The organism is Roseibium sp. HPY-6, from assembly GCF_040530035.1.
Classification (GTDB): Bacteria; Pseudomonadota; Alphaproteobacteria; order Rhizobiales; family Stappiaceae; genus Roseibium.
The window spans coordinates 1,791,801-1,808,754 of sequence record NZ_JBEWCD010000002.1 but is presented as its reverse complement, the minus strand read 5'-3'; the positions used below and the strand labels follow the sequence as shown (position 1 = coordinate 1,808,754).

Annotated in this window: 17 protein-coding genes; 9 read left to right on the top strand and 8 right to left on the bottom strand. The window is 55.5% G+C overall.

What is annotated here, in order from left to right; translation table 11 throughout:
- Positions 1-644: 644 nt before the first annotated feature.
- Entirely contained in the window at positions 645-1,106 is a 462-nt protein-coding gene (locus ABVF61_RS19635) for a hypothetical protein (RefSeq protein WP_353995220.1), read from the bottom strand.
- Between the two features lie 629 nt (positions 1,107-1,735).
- Here ABVF61_RS19635 and ABVF61_RS19630 point away from each other — a divergent pair.
- Together ABVF61_RS19630 and ABVF61_RS19625 are read left to right on the top strand one after the other, a co-directional pair.
- Entirely contained in the window at positions 1,736-2,464 is a 729-nt protein-coding gene (locus ABVF61_RS19630) for an ATP-grasp domain-containing protein (RefSeq protein WP_353995219.1), read from the top strand.
- 621 nt (positions 2,465-3,085) lie between these two features.
- On the top strand, positions 3,086-3,865 hold the full coding sequence (locus ABVF61_RS19625; RefSeq protein ID WP_353995218.1) for a PEP-CTERM sorting domain-containing protein: 780 nt from the start codon (positions 3,086-3,088) through the stop codon (positions 3,863-3,865).
- 150 nt (positions 3,866-4,015) lie between these two features.
- On the opposite strand, the gene ABVF61_RS19620 is transcribed toward ABVF61_RS19625, so the two are convergent.
- Together ABVF61_RS19620 and ABVF61_RS19615 are read right to left on the bottom strand one after the other, a co-directional pair.
- Positions 4,016-4,678, bottom strand: a complete 663-nt coding sequence (locus tag ABVF61_RS19620; RefSeq protein WP_353995217.1) for a class I SAM-dependent methyltransferase — start codon at positions 4,676-4,678, stop codon at positions 4,016-4,018.
- Between the two features lie 11 nt (positions 4,679-4,689).
- A complete protein-coding gene (locus tag ABVF61_RS19615; protein ID WP_353995216.1) occupies positions 4,690-5,472 on the bottom strand; it encodes a class I SAM-dependent methyltransferase in 783 nt (260 codons plus the stop codon).
- A 229-nt stretch (positions 5,473-5,701) separates the two neighbouring features.
- Here ABVF61_RS19615 and ABVF61_RS19610 point away from each other — a divergent pair, with 229 nt between their 5' ends.
- Positions 5,702-6,613 carry a LysR family transcriptional regulator gene (locus ABVF61_RS19610; RefSeq protein ID WP_353995215.1) on the top strand — a complete coding sequence of 304 codons (912 nt, stop codon included), beginning with the start codon at positions 5,702-5,704 and terminating at the stop codon, positions 6,611-6,613.
- A 10-nt stretch (positions 6,614-6,623) separates the two neighbouring features.
- Here the strand turns inward: ABVF61_RS19610 and ABVF61_RS19605 are convergent, their stop codons facing one another.
- The gene (locus tag ABVF61_RS19605; protein WP_353995214.1) at positions 6,624-7,079 is read right to left on the bottom strand and encodes a VOC family protein; all 456 of its coding nucleotides are present in this window, start codon (positions 7,077-7,079) and stop codon (positions 6,624-6,626) included.
- Positions 7,080-7,218: 139 nt separating this feature from the next.
- Between ABVF61_RS19605 and ABVF61_RS19600 the strand changes: the two genes are divergently transcribed.
- The gene (locus ABVF61_RS19600) at positions 7,219-7,815 is read left to right on the top strand and encodes a LysR family transcriptional regulator (RefSeq protein ID WP_353995213.1); all 597 of its coding nucleotides are present in this window, start codon (positions 7,219-7,221) and stop codon (positions 7,813-7,815) included.
- A 94-nt stretch (positions 7,816-7,909) separates the two neighbouring features.
- Here the strand turns inward: ABVF61_RS19600 and ABVF61_RS19595 are convergent, their stop codons facing one another.
- The gene (locus ABVF61_RS19595; protein WP_353995212.1) at positions 7,910-8,578 is read right to left on the bottom strand and encodes an immunity protein Imm33 domain-containing protein; all 669 of its coding nucleotides are present in this window, start codon (positions 8,576-8,578) and stop codon (positions 7,910-7,912) included.
- A 52-nt stretch (positions 8,579-8,630) separates the two neighbouring features.
- Positions 8,631-9,530, bottom strand: a complete 900-nt coding sequence (locus ABVF61_RS19590; RefSeq protein ID WP_353995211.1) for an alpha/beta hydrolase — start codon at positions 9,528-9,530, stop codon at positions 8,631-8,633.
- A 380-nt stretch (positions 9,531-9,910) separates the two neighbouring features.
- On the opposite strand from ABVF61_RS19590, the gene ABVF61_RS19585 reads away from it, so the two are divergent.
- From ABVF61_RS19585 to ABVF61_RS19570, 4 genes are all read left to right on the top strand, one after another.
- Positions 9,911-10,615: an AAA family ATPase gene (locus ABVF61_RS19585; protein ID WP_353995210.1), complete on the top strand. Its 705-nt coding sequence runs from the start codon at positions 9,911-9,913 to the stop codon at positions 10,613-10,615.
- A 138-nt stretch (positions 10,616-10,753) separates the two neighbouring features.
- Positions 10,754-11,710, top strand: coding sequence for an HlyD family secretion protein (locus ABVF61_RS19580; protein ID WP_353995209.1), 957 nt, complete (start codon positions 10,754-10,756; stop codon positions 11,708-11,710).
- On the top strand, positions 11,707-12,645 hold the full coding sequence (locus tag ABVF61_RS19575; protein WP_353995208.1) for an ABC transporter ATP-binding protein: 939 nt from the start codon (positions 11,707-11,709) through the stop codon (positions 12,643-12,645). Before ABVF61_RS19580 ends, ABVF61_RS19575 begins: the two co-directional genes overlap by 4 nt.
- Complete coding sequence (locus ABVF61_RS19570; RefSeq protein WP_353995207.1) at positions 12,642-13,787, top strand: ABC transporter permease; 1,146 nt, start codon at positions 12,642-12,644, stop codon at positions 13,785-13,787. Before ABVF61_RS19575 ends, ABVF61_RS19570 begins: the two co-directional genes overlap by 4 nt.
- 528 nt (positions 13,788-14,315) lie before the next feature.
- Here the strand turns inward: ABVF61_RS19570 and ABVF61_RS19565 are convergent.
- Both ABVF61_RS19565 and ABVF61_RS19560 read right to left on the bottom strand, forming a co-directional pair.
- Positions 14,316-15,236: a DMT family transporter gene (locus tag ABVF61_RS19565; RefSeq protein ID WP_353995206.1), complete on the bottom strand. Its 921-nt coding sequence runs from the start codon at positions 15,234-15,236 to the stop codon at positions 14,316-14,318.
- 226 nt (positions 15,237-15,462) lie between these two features.
- Positions 15,463-15,795, bottom strand: a complete 333-nt coding sequence (locus ABVF61_RS19560) for a hypothetical protein (protein ID WP_353995205.1) — start codon at positions 15,793-15,795, stop codon at positions 15,463-15,465.
- Positions 15,796-16,138: 343 nt separating this feature from the next.
- On the opposite strand from ABVF61_RS19560, the gene minC reads away from it, so the two are divergent.
- Complete coding sequence (minC, locus tag ABVF61_RS19555) at positions 16,139-16,924, top strand: septum site-determining protein MinC (protein ID WP_353995204.1); 786 nt, start codon at positions 16,139-16,141, stop codon at positions 16,922-16,924.
- The last annotated feature ends 30 nt before the right edge of the window (positions 16,925-16,954 follow it).

Genomic DNA, 16,954 nt, shown 5'->3' with positions numbered 1-16,954 from the left:
AAGGAGGGTTCTTTTGGCTAGCATTGGTCGCAAGGCGCTGCAAGCTCGAAGCAACCGGACTGTGCCGTTCCGGCCGGGTTTCGGCCGGGTTGTCTCCGCTCGCAAGTCGGATGGATCCAGTTGTTGGCCGACGTAGCACCCCTGGTTCAAAATGGACGACCAAAGGACTCGCCAGTCACGACATTGCGTGCGCGACAGGACCGGCTCTTGCGCCTTTTCCGAAGGCGAAAACCGGGTGACGGGCAGTTTTTTGCTGCAACGCGTGTGAGAGTTGCGCTTGATCCTGGTTGGAGCAATTTCTCGAAATGGGGACAGGAAGGGACGGTTGGATAATCGTTATGAGGTGATTACGGCTAACGTTCACATTGCCTGGACAGATGACACATTTCGACCTGGAGCTTACATGCTTGCGCCGCGTGACATGTCGCAGATTTTCGGCCGTTGTAAAGAAGGCTTGGCTGCGGCGCTGAGGTCTTGATTTAGCCTTTTACGCTCCGGCTCTGGAGCTATGAGGAACGCTGTCGAGCCACCCTTTGGCGGGTGGCTCAAACAGTACACACGGCGTGACATGGATCTCTCAACACAGCGCTTGAGACAGAGCCACGCGGCTGTCCTGAGCTTATGAGCGTTACAGCGAGAACAGTTTAGAAGATGACATCGTCAAACTGCATGTAGTGCGGCACGATCGCTTCGGGTTCTGCGTCGCCACCCAAACCATCTCGCCAAACGGTATAATCCGCGGCCTCCTGATCGACAGGAACCAGGACGTCAACCATCTCGCTTTTGTTGATGCTTTCCGGTTCGGGCTGCGCGTCTTTAGGGCTTACGGCAAAGTTGAATTGATCCATGGACTGCGCCTCAAACACCTGAAGGGTCTCAGGTTCGATAACGGCTTTCCCGCGTGCGAGTGCAGTTTCCACGCCAGCATCACCGGCAGCGAGCCCTAGCGGCTGAACGTTGGCCTCACCCTCTTCGATTTTCCAGGTGGTTTCGACTTGTCCACCCTTGTTACCTTCTTTCGACACGCCTTGGGTGGTGTTGTCCCGCCCGTTTTCTGTCGCATCCAAAGAGCCATCAACTCCGTCAAACTTCGCGTACCAAGCCATTTTCTTTCTCCATCTCAGTCTGGTTTCAAACTAATTGCTGATGGAGGACAGGTAGGAACGCTATGTATCCGGTAGGCCTTGAGAGGTGTCTCAATTGTATCATATGCGTTCGCTTTGTAGCCCAAGATCTCCCGAGCGCGTGGATATCAGAGAACATTATCGCCCGAAGCAGCGACTTTCCGAACCGTTCTGCGAAAACCGCAAAACGGCCTTTGCCGCGAATGGTAGCCGCTCCGACGCGGCTGACGCCCCTGGGCCTTTGAAAGGACACTCGCGTGCCATCAGACCGGAGCATTTATCCTCGCTGCATCAAGCGCCTCGTTTTTTGGGGCGGTAAACGGATGAATGCTCGAAACGAGGGCTCAGTATTCCGGCTCGTACAAAATGCAACGAAGGTTAGCTTCGAGACCGTTCGAGACCTTTAGACTCGCTAGGCAAAAAGCTGACACTAGCTACTTCCAAGTTGAACTTGAATTTGGGTAATGTTTGTTTTTGTCGGACTTAATGAATGAGGAACGTCAGGCACGGTTCGGCGATCGAGGTCAAACACCTTTGGATGAGCGGCATTTCAGTTTTCAATCCGAATGCAATGGAGACGTCCAGCGCGTTCATGATCGGTGGCAATCAAGTTGATCATTTATGTTTTAGCGCCGGACGAGACCGAATTCGGCATCAATCGTAAAGTCGCGACCGTGGGCTTTATTCTGAAAGGCGAGGAAGTTCGCCTTTTTAGGCCAGAAGAGATTGAACACATACCAATTTCAAAAAATGACATCGTGTTCGGAGGAATTCACTTTGCACACTGCGCCATGGAAAGGCTTGGCATTCCAATACCAGCACTTGAATCGATACCAACTGAGCTAAGAGCTTTTGCTGGGCGGAGAAGTTGGCGCAGCACGATGGGTGAGGTCAGAATGTGTGTTGAAAAAGGTGAGATGATTTTCATCAAACCCTTGCCAGAACGGCACAAACTCTTCGGCGGCCAACTCTTACAATCATTTCGCGACTTAATTCCCACCGCAGGGATTGAAGATACGGAACAGGTAGAATGCGCTGAGCCTGTTGAATTCATATCCGAATACCGGAGTTTCGTTGTTCGTGGCGAACTAATTGGACTTCGTCATTACAAAGGAGATCCGCTGGTTTTTCCAAACTCCCAAGTAATTCGAGACGTTATTTGCGCATACCGGGCTGCACCGGCAGCCTGCGCCATCGACTTTGGCGTTACCAAAGGTGACAAGACGATCGTCGTGGAGGTCAATGACGGATACTCAACTGTCGCTTATGGTCTTTCCCCAAGGCGTTATGCCTCCGTAATAGAAGCGAGATGGGATGAACTGCGACAAACGGCCGTTTAATGCGGAACATTCCCTGCCAGCTTTGTCCGCAGTTACTTCACTCTCCCTGATCGCAACGAGTGACCACTCATAAGATCGTCCCGATGGCGGTCGACGGGTGTAAACCAATGTGCCAGGCGGACGTTTTATGTTCGTGCCAGCACAGTTCGCGGGCCAATTTGGTTGCTTAACGTTCTTCAGGCCTCAAAGAATATCCGTTCGCCGGACGGTCCTGTTGAATCATGAGGTTCTGCTTCGCCTCGCCTCCCCCCTTCATCTTGCGTCCTCTAAAACCTGCGTTCGACCAGTGACATCCAATAGCTTGGCGTCTGGAAACATTGTGACAGCAACGGCCCGATGCGATTTGGCGGAAAACGAGGGCATATTGGCCGGGATGTCGAAAAATTAACTGTTAGTCTATCGGCAAGCAACACTGCGTGGTTGATCTCTATTGCCTGAAGGATGCGCTGTCTTTATTTGCCGCGCAGCTGCTTGAATTATTTCGCTTACAGATTAATGGAGAGAAATTTCCTGCGACACTTGAAAGATACGAGTTCGGACGTGAGGCGCGTCCGTTCGGTGCTTCCGGGAACCATATCACACAGCGTTTTGCTTTAAACCTTCGCGTGAAATTACTTAGGGGTGAAAATTCACATGCAGAAATTACTATTAGCGGCCGCGGTGTCAATTTTGATACCGGCGATGGCTCAGGCAGCGCCTGTCGACCTATCTGGCTGGACTGAAAACGGACTACCGAACAACAATGCGGGCACCTGGACGGTACAAGGCGTCAACAATGACTCTGTTGTCCAGTCACGTAACGGCAACCCTACGGTTTTCTTTGACCCGACCGCCAATTCCCAGGGAACCTCGCTTGGCGGCAGCATCACCGTCGAAACAACGGGCGATGACGATTTCATCGGCTTTGTCCTGGGGTACCAGAGCAACGAAATAAACAGTACGAACGCTGACTTCTGGCTCATCGACTGGAAACAGGCAGACCAGGGCCCGGCTTTAGAAGGTCTGGCTTTAAGTAAGGTCAGTGGCGATTTGACGACAACATCAGGTTCGTCAAACGGCGGCTGGTGGAACCATGCCGGCCCGATTTCCGAAGTGCAGAGAGCCGCGAACCTGGGCAGCGTTGGATGGAACGACAATCAGACCTATCTATTTGATATCATTTTCACATCCTCATTGATCGAAGTGAAGGTCGATGGTGTGACCGAACTGAGTTATGCAGGCTCCTTCACGGACGGCTCTTTCGGTTTTTACAACTTCTCCCAAAGCCAGGTACGGTATGCCGGGATCACGCAAGATGTCGTACCGACCACCCCGGTGCCCTTACCAGCTGCCTTGCCACTGCTTGCGGGCGGTTTGGGAATTCTCGGGTTCGCCGGTTGGCGGCGGCGCAAGGCCGCCTGAGGTCACTCTCACTCCACGAATTGAAAAAGGCGGCTTCCGAGCCGCTTTTTGCATTCTGGTTCCCGAGCATCGCGTTTCGAATGAGCGGAAATCAGGAGTAACCGTGTTGCTCCCAGCGCCGAAGGATCTGCTCCGCAAGCGAGCGGAACATTAAATCTTCCGCGCGACAACAAACCTGCTGTGCGGTGCCGGATAAGTGCCGGTCTCGATAATGTCAAAGCCTGCTGCGCTGATCATGTCTTCGACAGATTCAAACGAATGCATGCGCACATGGGGTGCTTTTCCGAACAACTGCATCACCTTGATCAGCGGCAGAAACAGCCAGGCTTTGCTTTTCAGACAGACGGTCTTGGAGATGAACAGGCCACCCGGCTTCAACAGGCTGTTGACGCGGGCCAGCACATTTTCCGGATCTTCGACGAGATGGAGATAGTTGTATCCCAGAATGGCATCGTAGCCACCGGTCCTGTCGACCTCTTCGCTGAAGGCATCGGCGACGGCAAAGCTCAATCCGGCCGGCGACTCTCCCTTTTCACTTGCGGCTTGAAGCTTTTCGTCGGCAATGCCGATCATTCCAGGAGCAAAATCGGTTCCAAGGTAAGCTCCGACATCACCTGCCAGCAACAGGGCCGTCGACCCGGTTCCGCAGCCAAGCTCAAGCACAGCATCGTTTGGTCCAAGATGCTCGAGCGTACGTTCAAGTGTCTTTTCGTAAGCGGCCTGGTTCTTGATCGGCTGCGCGGCATATTTGCGCGCCAGACGGTCCCAGAACACCGTATTCAGGTTTTCATTTTGCGTCATCGTCATAGTCATTTGTTATACTCTTAAACGGTCTCGATGGGGTGATGAGGACCAGCAGCCTTGTGCAGGTCCGATGTCCCGCAATTTGCCTTGCGGCCCACGATGGCCCGGCTCAGGTTTCGTGTCCAAACACCTGTGCCGACCCTTAGGTTATGCGCGTCAGTCAAGCCTTCGTTCTTGAGCCATCCCAAGACACCGGAAGATGAAAGCTGCTGCGTGCGCCATTTCAAGTGCACGTATGCGCCGAACAGGGATTTCCGTGTCAGCACAAGAATGAGCGTTCCCCCCGGCTTCAGCACTCTGAGCGCTTCGGCAAGCGCCGTTTCGGGATCCGGCAGGTGTTCAATCGTGTGCGCGCACATCACAAGATCGAACTCCTCGTTTTTGAAGGGAAGCGTCCGCATATCGGCCAGTTCCGGGCGGCACCGCACGCCTTCGGCCTGCAATGCCTTTTCCGCCAAAGTCAGCATACGGGGCGAAATATCAACGACCGACAAGTCGAATGGTTGCTTCATTTCAACAGCGAAGGCCTTGGAAAGCGCGCCGCTTCCTGCACCGCAATCGAGCACCCTGATGCCAGGTCCCGGCACCATTTCCTGCAATTCAGGCAGGACCCGGCGTATCAAGCCACGATAGGCGGATGGGAAGCCGAGCCGCGAAACTTTCCGATCCCAGCCGGGTGCAATCGCATCGTATCTGCGCCGTAGCTGTTGTACCGGATAGGCCTTTCTGTTGACAGATATGTGCCAGGTCCCGAACCACCGATCGAAAACCGGAATGTTCTGGTCGTGCGCGTCGAGCGTCATTTCCGTTTCCCGTTCCTTCTTCGCAGTCCAACCTGCTGCAGGAGCGATCGACCAATATCCAGGCCGCCCGCGGGTGAAGAAATCATCTCCAGAACCGAAAGCGTCATGTTGAACAATTGCAGCAAAATCCAGTGCGGGCTCATCGGCGGCACTCCTTTCACCGCGTAGTTAAGCCTTAAAAATTCGAATGGGAATTGCCGAAATTTCACTGGCTGATATACAAATTTGTATGAATTGGAAAAGCATCTCCTTTGACTGGAATCAGGCCCGCGCCTTTCTGGTAACAGCGGAAGAAGGGTCGCTGTCAGCGGCTGCCCGCGCACTGGGGCTGACGCAGCCGACGCTGAGCCGTCAGGTCGCGGCGCTGGAAGAAGCGCTTGGCGTCACGCTGTTCGAACGCGTTTCCAAAAGCCTGATCCTGACAGATGCCGGCATTGAACTTGCCGAGCATGTGCGCGCGATGGGAGAAGCCGCCAGCCGGATTTCGCTGACCGCCTCCGGACAATCCCAGCAGATCGAGGGACTGGTGACGATTTCGGCGACGGATCTCACCGCGGCATTGATTTTGCCGGAAATACTGCGTGAGCTGAGGGCCAAGGCGCCGTCCATCGAACTCAAGATCCTGTGTACCAACAGTCTCAGCGACCTGCGCCGGCGCGAGGCCGATATCGCGATCCGTCACATTGAACCCGACCATCCCGACCTTTATGCGCGCAAGCTGCGCGAGGCACATGCCAGGATTTATGCGGCACGTTCCTACCTGGAAAAATTCGGCCGGCGACTGTCAAAGAAAGATGCGCCGGATCTCGATTTCGTCGGCTACGACAACAATGCGGAACTGGTCAAATACCTGCGTGCTTTTGGCCTTGATGTCAGTGAAGCCAATATCAGGCTCGGCTCGCCGAGCGGGATTGTCGCCTGGCAATATGTGCGCGAAGGCTTCGGTCTGTCGATCATGGCCGACGAAATCGCAGCAAGATGCCCTGAAATTCAAACGGCCTTTGACGATGTCGACCCAGTCACCTTTCCGATCTGGCTGGTGACCCACCGTGAACTTCACACCAGCCGCAGGATAAGGATGGTCTTCGATCATCTGGCCGATGGCTTGCTGAAGGTGAAGCGCGAGGCCGGTGCCGGATGACGCTAGGAACTCAAGCGCCTGTTGCTATGCGATGAAGGCCCGACGATGAAGCCAAGGTATCACGTGGGTGAATATCCGCGAAAATCTCGATCACGTTGTTCTCCGGGTCACGAAAGAACAGGGTACGGTGCGGAAAGTCCTGATTGGTCGGTGGTTCGATGACATCGACGCCTTTCGCCCTCAGCGCCTGATAGGCCAGATCAACGTCTGCCGGCGGGACCCGGAAACTCAGCTGAATACCGGCAGAATCGGCCGGTGTCGGTGGGCCGTCGTAAGCGCGACCACGCGGGCGAAGCGCCAGAAACAAGGTACCGACCCGGAAAGCGATGAAATGCCCTTCCTCCTCCTGTTCGATTTCGAAATTGAAAATGTCGATGAAGAAAGCTCTCATTTTCTTCCAGTCGTCACAAAGCACGATCACGTAGTCGATGCTGCGGATCGCGTGAAGCCCGCTTCGGTCATTCATGGTCAAGTCTCCAATCACGTTCAGACGAAAACTGCCTTGCCGGGTGGAAGCCCTCAACTCAGACATTCTCGCGCGGAGGCATAGAAATTCTCGGTCTTGATGCCAGGCGCTTCATGCTAGACGGACCATGGGAAAACGAATGACGTACAGACTTCCATCACTGAACACGTTGCGGGCCTTTGAAGCCGCCGCCCGGCATCTCAGCTTCAAGACCGCCGCAGACGAACTGGGCGTTACTGCCGGCGCCGTGAGCCAGCAGGTGAAGAAGCTCGAAAACTCGCTGGGTGTGCTGTTGTTCCGCCGTCTGCCGAACGGTCTCTTGCTGACACGTGAAGGCGAAACCTATTTGCCGGCGATCACGCAGGTTTTTGAAGACCTGACCCACGCGACCGAACAGATCGCGCCGGATATCAACAGCCGGAAATTCACGGTTGGTCTGTGTCCATCCATTCGCACGCGGCTTCCGGCAAACTGGCCACATCATAATGAGACCCTGCGCCGGCACGTGCGGGAATGCATCGAGACTTCGGACATCGATATGCTATTCAACAATGAACTGGATTGCCTGATCAGACCCGGAGGCGGGCCGTATCGCGACCTTGCGCTCGTTGTCGTCACATGCCCTCAGCAAGCTTACGAATTGCACTTTGTCTGCAGACCGGGGACGACCGAATGCGCACAATCCAGGGCGATTTTGGCCGACCTAGCACTACATCTGGCCAGCCACGGGGAGTAGGATCGCAGTCGTCCGGACTTGTTCGAAGCCAGACATCACCGAACCACGCCCGCGCGTCGGACAAACCAGCTTGGTCGCGCCAATACCAAGCACATCAATCGTCGTCATCGTTCTTGTCCAGGTCAGTCGGCGTATAAGTATCGCCCTCTCCGCGCAGAAACGCACTTCCAACCGGCGATGACAGGAGATCGACAAAACTGTCGTCCCTGTTGAGAACCGCCCCGATTGCAACATAGGACGGGCTGGGATCGTCGTTGTATTCCTCGTCAGACAGTTCATCGACATCCGCCCGGATGCGCCAACCCGTATCGGGATACTTGTCACTCTCCTCATGTTCGGGCGGTTCTCGGTACAGGAACCCGACCCGCGCGCGGCCCTCAAGGACCGCATCATCCACAAAGCAACGGGCAAACCAGCGATTAAAGCCACTCTTGAAGCGTTCCTTTTGGGCCGGATCCTCCCAATCGATGCTGATGATGTGAAAGAGGCTGAAATCGATGTTTGCGCCGCATTCCAAACCTGGAATGTCCGCCGGGTCATTGTCCAGAATGCCGGTCAACCGGTCTCCCTCTCTGCTTTCCACCTTCACCCACATGCGCTCCGCGCCATAAGTTTCTGTCGGCGGAACAGCCCTGAAGATCAGTTGCACCAGCTGGCCCGGCGCAATCTCGGAGAGCTCTTCTTCACCCGGCAGGTAAAACGTATAAGGCGCTTCCAGCTGATTTGGACGGGGGTCCAGCAATTCAAAAACGGTCGAAGTCATTGTTTCATTGGCACCAGCAGCTTTTCGACACCTTTAGCGGCAAAAAACTTTCCTAACGAAGCATCCAGTTGAGCACGAGGCGCCAATCGGTCATGCGGATCGGGGTTCCGTGCGTACCGGTATCGAAGAGTGTGAATTTGATCGGATAGCCCGGAGCGCGGGATTTGATCTGCTTGTAGAAATTGGCCTGCGTCTCCCAATTGTAGACACGGTCGAGCGTCCCTTGCCCCATATAGATGGGAACATTGCGCGAGAGCGCGCCGGAGCCAAGGAAATTCGGATCCTTTGGCGACCCAAGCAGCATGATACCGCTCAGAAGCCTTGAGTAATTGGCGTTTCGCACCAGGTTCCAGCAGATGATCCCGCCCATCGAGCCGCAGGCGACAACCACTTTTGCGCCGGGTGAAAGCTGTTTCTGATACTGGATCAACGCGGCAACATCCGCGGTCCCGCGCTTGTCGAAATTCTTGATGTCGACAGTGAGGTAAGCGCCGCCGTTGCGCACCATCAGGTTCTGGACCCGGTTGAAGTTGCCGCCGAATGAAACGTCATTCATGCCCTGGAAACGGTTGCCGCCCTGGCCGTGAATGTAGATGACGATCGCCCTGGCACCGCCTTTCCACTTGCCCGTTCCCATATAGGAGATCGTGCGGCCATTCGCCTGCAGCTCGGCGCTACCCCTGCCCCGTTTCGGCTTATAGGAGACATAATTCCCGAAGACCTTACGCTCATCGACCTCGTCGCGGTCACGCAAATCGCGCTGCTTGGAATATTCGACGACGATGAAGTCCCCGTCGTAAAGCGTTTCGGTGATTTTCTTGTATTTGAAAAGACGATCCTTATACGGCTTCAGAACATCTGCCTGCGCCACGCCGGAAAATGCAACAGCAGCTCCCACTATCAACCCGCCGACCAGCGGAACCAGGCGGCCGGACATCAATCGTTGCAGCATAAAGCGTCCTTTGTTCCGAAAAAGCATCAACATGGTGCGCGTTAACCTACGCGTCGCGTAATTCGGGCGCAATTGCAAGCGCGGTAAAAACCGTTGGTTCTTGCTCACAAACGCAAGATTGTTGTTGCCCAAAATCCGGCCGGCTTCCGATGCCGGGTTCACTGGCAGGACAAATGATCCGGGATCTCTCTTTATGCCAATGGAAGAACTACGGAGGAAACCTCGAAGGTTATCCACACTGCCTCTGACAGGCTGAATAAGTTCCTCGCAAATTGCGAATTTAAGGAATTGGTAACCATAAAAACCCAAGACTTTTCAAGAGATAGGTCCGAAAGAGGCCGAACCGCAAGACGATGCACGGCAAGTTCAGGAGAACCCAGATGCCAGTCATTTCCTTCGCAAACGCAAAAGGCGGCGCCGGCAAGACCACGGCTGCGCTGTTGCTGGCGACAGAAGTCGCGGCACGGGGAAAGCGCGTGACCATCTTCGATGCCGATCCGCAAAAGTGGATTACGAAGTGGTACGAGTTGCCGGAGAAAAGCCCGGGCATATCGGTTGTCAGCGAAATGTCGCCCGCCTCCATAACCGAGCAGATCACCCACGCTGCCGAATATTCAGACTACGTTATTGTCGATCTGGAAGGCACGGAGAACCTTATCGTCGCCAACGCGTTGTCGGTCTCCGACCTTGTTGTCGTTCCTATCCAGGGGTCTTCAATGGACGCGCGCGGCGGCGCCAAGATCCTGACGCTGATCAAAAAGCTCGAAAAAATTGTGCGACAGGACATCAAACACTGTGTTGTCCTTACACGCACGAACGCGGCTGTGACCACCCGCGCCATGAAGGCCGTCCAGGACTTCCTGTCCGCGCAGAATATCGATGTCCTAATGACACCGATCGTCGAACGGGCCGCGTTCCGCGACCTGTTCGAATTCGGCGGCGGATTGTCGACACTTGACGCGTCGGTGGTTTCTGGCGTTGCCAAGGCGCGGGAAAACGCGTCGCTCTATGCGGCCGAAATCCTGGAACGCGCCATCAAGATCCCCAGGAAACGCTGGTACAATATTTTCAAGCGCGCAAGCTGACCCTTTGCAAGTCGCGTTTCCTGAAGCCGGGCCCTGCCCGGCTTTTTACGTTCCCTCCTTGTGTACCGCCAACGCCGGATTAAAGTGAGATGATTCCAGATGCCGGAAACCGGCCGGCAGTCGATTTGGGAGGAAATCATGGTCTTGTCTCACCTCCGTGCGGCCCAGGTCTGCGCCGTCTGCCTGCTGTTGGCAGGCTGCTTGGGTGAAGAGGGAGACGTGGCGCTCGGCACACTTGAACGGGACCGGGTCGCTCTGACCGCAACCGCCAATGAAGTGTTGATTGATCTGCCGGTTCCGCAAGGCACATTTGTTGAAAGAGGCACCGTTCTTGCGCAATTGAACCCGGCAGAACAACAGGCCGTCGTCAACCAGGCCCGTGCGGAGGTGCAAAAGGCCAGCGCCAACCTGGACAAGCTGGAAAACGGAGCACGCGAAGAGGAAATCGCAAAAGCGCGCGCAAGTGTCGCCGGTGCCAATGCAGAACTGGCGGATGCCGAAGCCTCGTTCCAGCGCTACAACGACCTGACAGGGCGCGGTACAACCAGTCAGGCGCAGCTCGACAGCGCCCGGGCAAGCCGAGATGCCGCAGCAGCCAGCCTGAAAAGCGCTGAAGAAGAGCTTAAGGAACTCGTGACAGGATCCCGTCCCGAGGATATTGCAATCGCAAGGGCGGAGCTTTCCGCCGCACAAGCCAGTCTCGCTACACAGGAGACGATCCTTTCCGACCTGACAATTGTCGCCTCACGAGACGGCGTTCTCGACAGCCTGCCCTGGAATCTTGGTGAAAGGGTCACCGTCGGGAGCCCCGTAGCGGTGCTGCTTGCAGGCGATGCACCATACGCGCGCGTGTACGTTCCCGAACCGCATAGGGTGAATATAAATGAAGGCGACACACTCGAAGTCAGGATCGACGGGCTCGACGGCGCTATTGAAGGTCGTGTCCGGTGGATCAGCTCGGACCCATCCTTCACACCCTATTACGCTCTCAACCAGTCCGAACGGGCAAGGCTGATGTACGTTGCCGAAATTCAGCTGCCCGAAAGCGCTTCAAATCTTCCGAACGGTGTCCCGGCCCAGGTGGTTTTGCCGTGAGTGTCCACGACACCGACATCGTTGTACGCGCGGAGGGGCTGGTCAAATCATTCAAGGGTTTTCGCGCGGTTGACGGGCTCGACCTGACCATCGAACGCGGCATGATCTATGGATTTCTGGGGCCAAACGGCTGCGGCAAGACGACTGCCATGCGGATGCTGACAGGGCTGCTCACTCCAACGGAGGGAACCGTCGAAGTGCTCGGCCTGTCGGTTCCAAAAAACGCAGAAACCCTGAAATACAAGATCGGCTACATGACCCAGGCCTTTTCGCTCTATGGCGACCTCACCGTTCAGGAAAACCTCGATTTCATGTCGACGATCTATGGGCTTACGGGTCAGAAGCGGAAGGACCGGGTTCGTGAAGTCCTGGAAAAATATGAACTGACGGATCTCAAGGACCGGTTTGCAGGCAAGATGAGCGGTGGACAGAGACAGCGTCTCGCCCTTGCGACTGCCGTTCTGCATGAGCCTCAACTATTGTTTCTGGACGAGCCGACATCCGCTGTTGATCCCGAATCACGGCGTCATTTCTGGGAGCAGCTTTTCGACCTGGTGGATGACGGTACGTCCATCGTCGTCACGACCCACTTCATGGACGAGGCCGAGCGCTGTCACAAGATCGCGATCCTTGAAGCCGGTCAAAAGCGGGCGGACGGTGCTCCAAAGGAGCTGATGGCGGCCATGGGGGCAAACGTCATTGAAATAGAGGGCCCGAACCTTCGGGACATCCGCCGTCATCTGCTCGGCTCACAGGGCGTCATGGCAGCAGCGCAACTTGGCGCCCGGTTGCGTGTACTTGTTACTGACGACATTGCGGATCCGGAAGCGTTTTTGAAAGACAAGCCGGAGACGAATGGAGCAACGATCATCGAACGCGTGCGGCCAAACCTTGAGGATGTTTTCGTCACCGCAACGGGAGAAGGCCGCCAATGAAATCGCTGTCGCGCATTTCGGCGATCCTTTTCAAGGAGCTGGCCCAGCTGCGCCGTGACCGGATGACCTTCGGCATGGTGATCATGATCCCGCTGATCCAGCTGATTCTGTTCGGCTACGCCATCAATACAAACATTCGCGACATCCCGGTTGCCGTTGTCGACCAGAGCCAGACCGGTCTCAGCCGTATTCTGATTCAGATGGTCGAGGCGACGCGGGTCGTCAAAGTGACCGAGCGCCTGTCGACACCGGAAGAAGCGGAAGCAGCGATCAAGGCGGCACGTGTCAGAGCCGCGTTCATCCTGCCCGACGATCTTTCGAAGCGGATCGTGCGCTCGCCTGCCGTCGGTCTTGGCACGCCTCCGTCAACGGACGAGGAGACCAGCCGGCCTGTTGCTCAATGGATCGTCGATGGATCAGATACGATGATCGCAGGTGCGATCAAGTCCCTTCGATCAATGCCGCTTTCGGAACTTAACCGCCAGGCGCCGAACCGGTCGACACCAACCTTCGAAGTTGCCCTCTTTTTCAATCCGGAACAGATAACGGCAGTCAACATCGTTCCAGGGCTTGTCGGCATCATTCTCACAATGACGATGATCATGTTCACGTCCGCCGCCATCGTTCGCGAGCGGGAACGCGGAAATATGGAAATGCTGATCAACACACCGGTGCGGCCGATGGAACTGATGATCGGCAAGATCATCCCCTACATCTTCATCGGCTTGTTGCAGACGGTGATCATTCTTGGCCTCGGGCACATTCTGTTCAACGTGCCGTTTGGATCCAAAACCTTCGACTTACTTGTTGGAACGCTGCTCTTCATCGGTGCCAGCCTGTCGCTGGGGCTGGTCCTGTCGACCATTGCCCAGAGCCAGTTGCAGGCGACCCAGATGACTGTCTTCGTCCTGCTGCCTTCCATTTTATTGTCCGGTTTCATGTTTCCCTATGAAGGCATGCCCGTGATCGCGCAATACATCGCTGAAGCATTTCCAGCGACCCATTTCATGCGCATGGTGCGGGGGTTTGTCCTGCGCGATGCCGGCCTTATCGATCTGCACAGAGACGTTCTTTGGATGGTCGGTTTCCTTGTGCTCGGCATGATCGTTGCCGCGATGCGCTTCAAGAAACGGCTGGATTGAGGGTCTTGTCGTCAAAGGCAGCGAACAAACCGGCGGGCCTGTGCCTCCCCGAACCCGGCATGCGCTCCAACTGGCATGGTTGCCGCATGACGGACCGGCCGCCTGACTAGCCTCCCTCGTTCCGAGGTCATGCCATGGTTTGACCCGCTGCTGTCCGGTGTAATCCTCAATCGATCTTCTGAGACGCTCACCTGTCGAAAAAATTGTCATTCCGGCTGAAGCGCAGCGGAAGGCCGGAAGCCAGTAGACTCTTGTTTCACCTTTTTTCGCCGCCGGCCACACGGGGTACTGGGTCCCGGTCTTGCCGCTTGCGCGTCAAACCGGGACGACAAGTTCTGGAGATCATTCCGTATCGCGACCCAACGTCAGGCCGAATTGCTCTTTTTTCAATGACATGTGCTCAATCCAACTTTCTCAATTGGACAGCCGCGTGTTTGACCGTCGCATCCATTCCAATGCGTTTCCACTTGATGGGCTTTGCCGTTTGTCAGACTGAGCGACACGCTTGCCCAGTTGGTGTCGCCGCGCCTATTTCGGTTGCGGTCCCGTGTCCACCCGAGGGTTGGCGGTTCGCAGAACCGGTGTCTGGTCGGAGACATTCTCACGGCTTTCACGCCAGACAACGAAGATACCCGACAGAATGATGACAGACGAGCCGATCGCAACGTACCGGTCAGGTGTTTCGGCAAAAAACAATGCGCCGAACAAGGTTGCCCAGAGGATCTGGCTGTATTGCAACGGCGCAACAAAGGCAGCCGGTGCGGCCCGGTAGGCACCCAGAATGCAGAGTTGGGCAAGGACCGACAGGAACCCGACAATCGCCATGAGACCGAGATCCGGCAGTGTTACGGGCACATAGACAACCGGCAATGTCATTGACATCACCAGCATTGACAGGAGCATCGGAAAAAGGATCAACACAGCGGGGCGTTCCTTCCCGCCGAGTTTTCTGGCCAATATGGACGACATGGCGCTCGCCGCAGCGGCGATCAGGCCCGCAATGTGGCCAAGCGTTAGTTCGGTCACACCGGGCCTGAGGACAATCAGGACTCCGATGAGGCCGACCAGAACCGCGCCCCAGCGCTGCATCCTGACAGTCTCCCCGAGAAGCGGTACAGACAGGGCCGTCACGAGAAGCGGCGTTGCAAAGAGCAGGGAATAGACTTCCGCCAGAGGCAATACCGTGAAGGCGTAAAACGCGCAGGACATCGCAACGATGCTCAATCCAGCACGACACAAAACCAGAACCGGGAAATGCGGACGGAAATTGTCGATCGCTTTGTCGGCGAGCATAATGATCGACATTGGCACAAACGCAAACAACATCGAAAAGAATATGATCTGGAAGACTTCATAAGTCGCGCCAAGCGACTTGATGACGGCATCGTGGGTCGAGAACAGCGCGAAGGCGCCGAGTGCTGCGAGGAGTCCCCTGAGCGTAGCTGTCATAGCTAAAGCCTCTTTAGGGTTTTCTGGTGTGTATGCTTTTATAGCGAGTACGGTAGGCCGAAACGGCGACGCGAAGGATGATGCGCCATTTCAACAACTCACCTGTCAGGTGAGGCGCTGAAGATTTCCAATACCAGAAAGTGGCCGTTCACCAAAGACCCGCCCAAGGCCTTCAGGGATACAATATTACATCAGGAAACCATCAACGCGTGGCTCCGGACGCCTTTCAGACAAACACGCGGGCCAGTGTTGCGACGGCAAGCGCCGTGGCCGCCCGTTTCGGCCCGTCAAATTCAGAAGCAGCCTGTCCGGGCACCGTCAGGCTGACACGATTGAGATCGGCCGCCTCGAGTTGATCGAGATCTGCCGATTTCGCCGCCTCTTCGGCAGAAATCCGGATCTCGTCCAGCATTCGCACAAGGCCCTGCCAAATGTGGAGTGGCGGCGCCTCGTTTGTTTCGCACCAGCGAATAATCTCGTCCGTCGATACGTCCAAAGCGGCTGCAGCCTCATCCATCGAGAGGCCGATATACCTAACCATATCACTGAAATTACTCATAATTTAACTCCAGACGAGAAACGCCGGAACGCATCCGACATCCTATAGTGCGCTGCAATATGGCGAAATTCCAGCATTTTACGCGAATTTAGTTAAATCCTGGCCCGGCAAAGCAATTTCACACTGAATCATAAAGGTGATTCTCGACGTGATTCTTGGCAATTCTCCCGAGCATCAACCGCGGCAAATCGTTGTCAGGATTGGTTGAACCGTCAATTATCTGAAATTGTTCAAAAAAATCGATATCGGTGGAAAACGGACCGCCTCTGCGATGTAACGTGCGGTTAATGCTAGGTTTATCGAACCAAATCAATCAACCAGACAATGCCGCCGGACCTCTTAGATGAAGTTCAAGGGAAAATCCTTTATTGCAATCGTTCTTTCACCAGAACCGCCCTTTGAAGAATGGCTCAAGGAAGTCGACAGGATCATTGCGCGATCACCCGGTTTTTTTGTGGACCGCCCGATCATTCTGGATGTCCGGGGCAGCAACATACCGATTGCGGATCTGGAGCAGCTTCTTGCCGATCTGCGTGAAAGGTCGATCCGTGTCATGGGGATAGATGGCGTTGCCGGAACCCGCCTGAAAGAAGGAATGCCACCGAGTTTCGGCGGCGGGCGCCTGACCTCGGACGTCGAGGTGCCCGAACCGGCCTCAAAATCGGGAGAGAGCGGAGACGCAAAGCCGGACAAGAACAATTCACAGGTGAAAACCGATGATGACCACGGCCAGAACGCCAATGGCCATTCTTTTGCCAAGTCTCTGGAAGAGCTTGAGAATCAGCAGGCAAAGGAAGGAAACTCGTCAATCGTGATCTCAGAACCCGTTCGCTCAGGGCAAAGCATTCTCCACCCCGATGGGGACGTGACCGTGATCGGATCCGTCAGTTCGGGCGCGGAGATCATCGCCGGTGGCTCCATTCACATATATGGCGCACTGCGCGGGCGTGCGCTGGCCGGCGTCGCCGGCAAGGACAATGCAAGAATATTCTGCACCAAGCTTGATGCAGAGCTTGTTTCCATCAACGGGCTTTACAAGGTCGCGGACGATTTTGACGGAACCCTGCGCAATTCTCCGGCGCAGATCCGCTTCGAAAACGAAACGCTGGTCTTTGAAGAACTGAACTAACCGCGGTTCCGGCTGCTGAATGGCCGGACT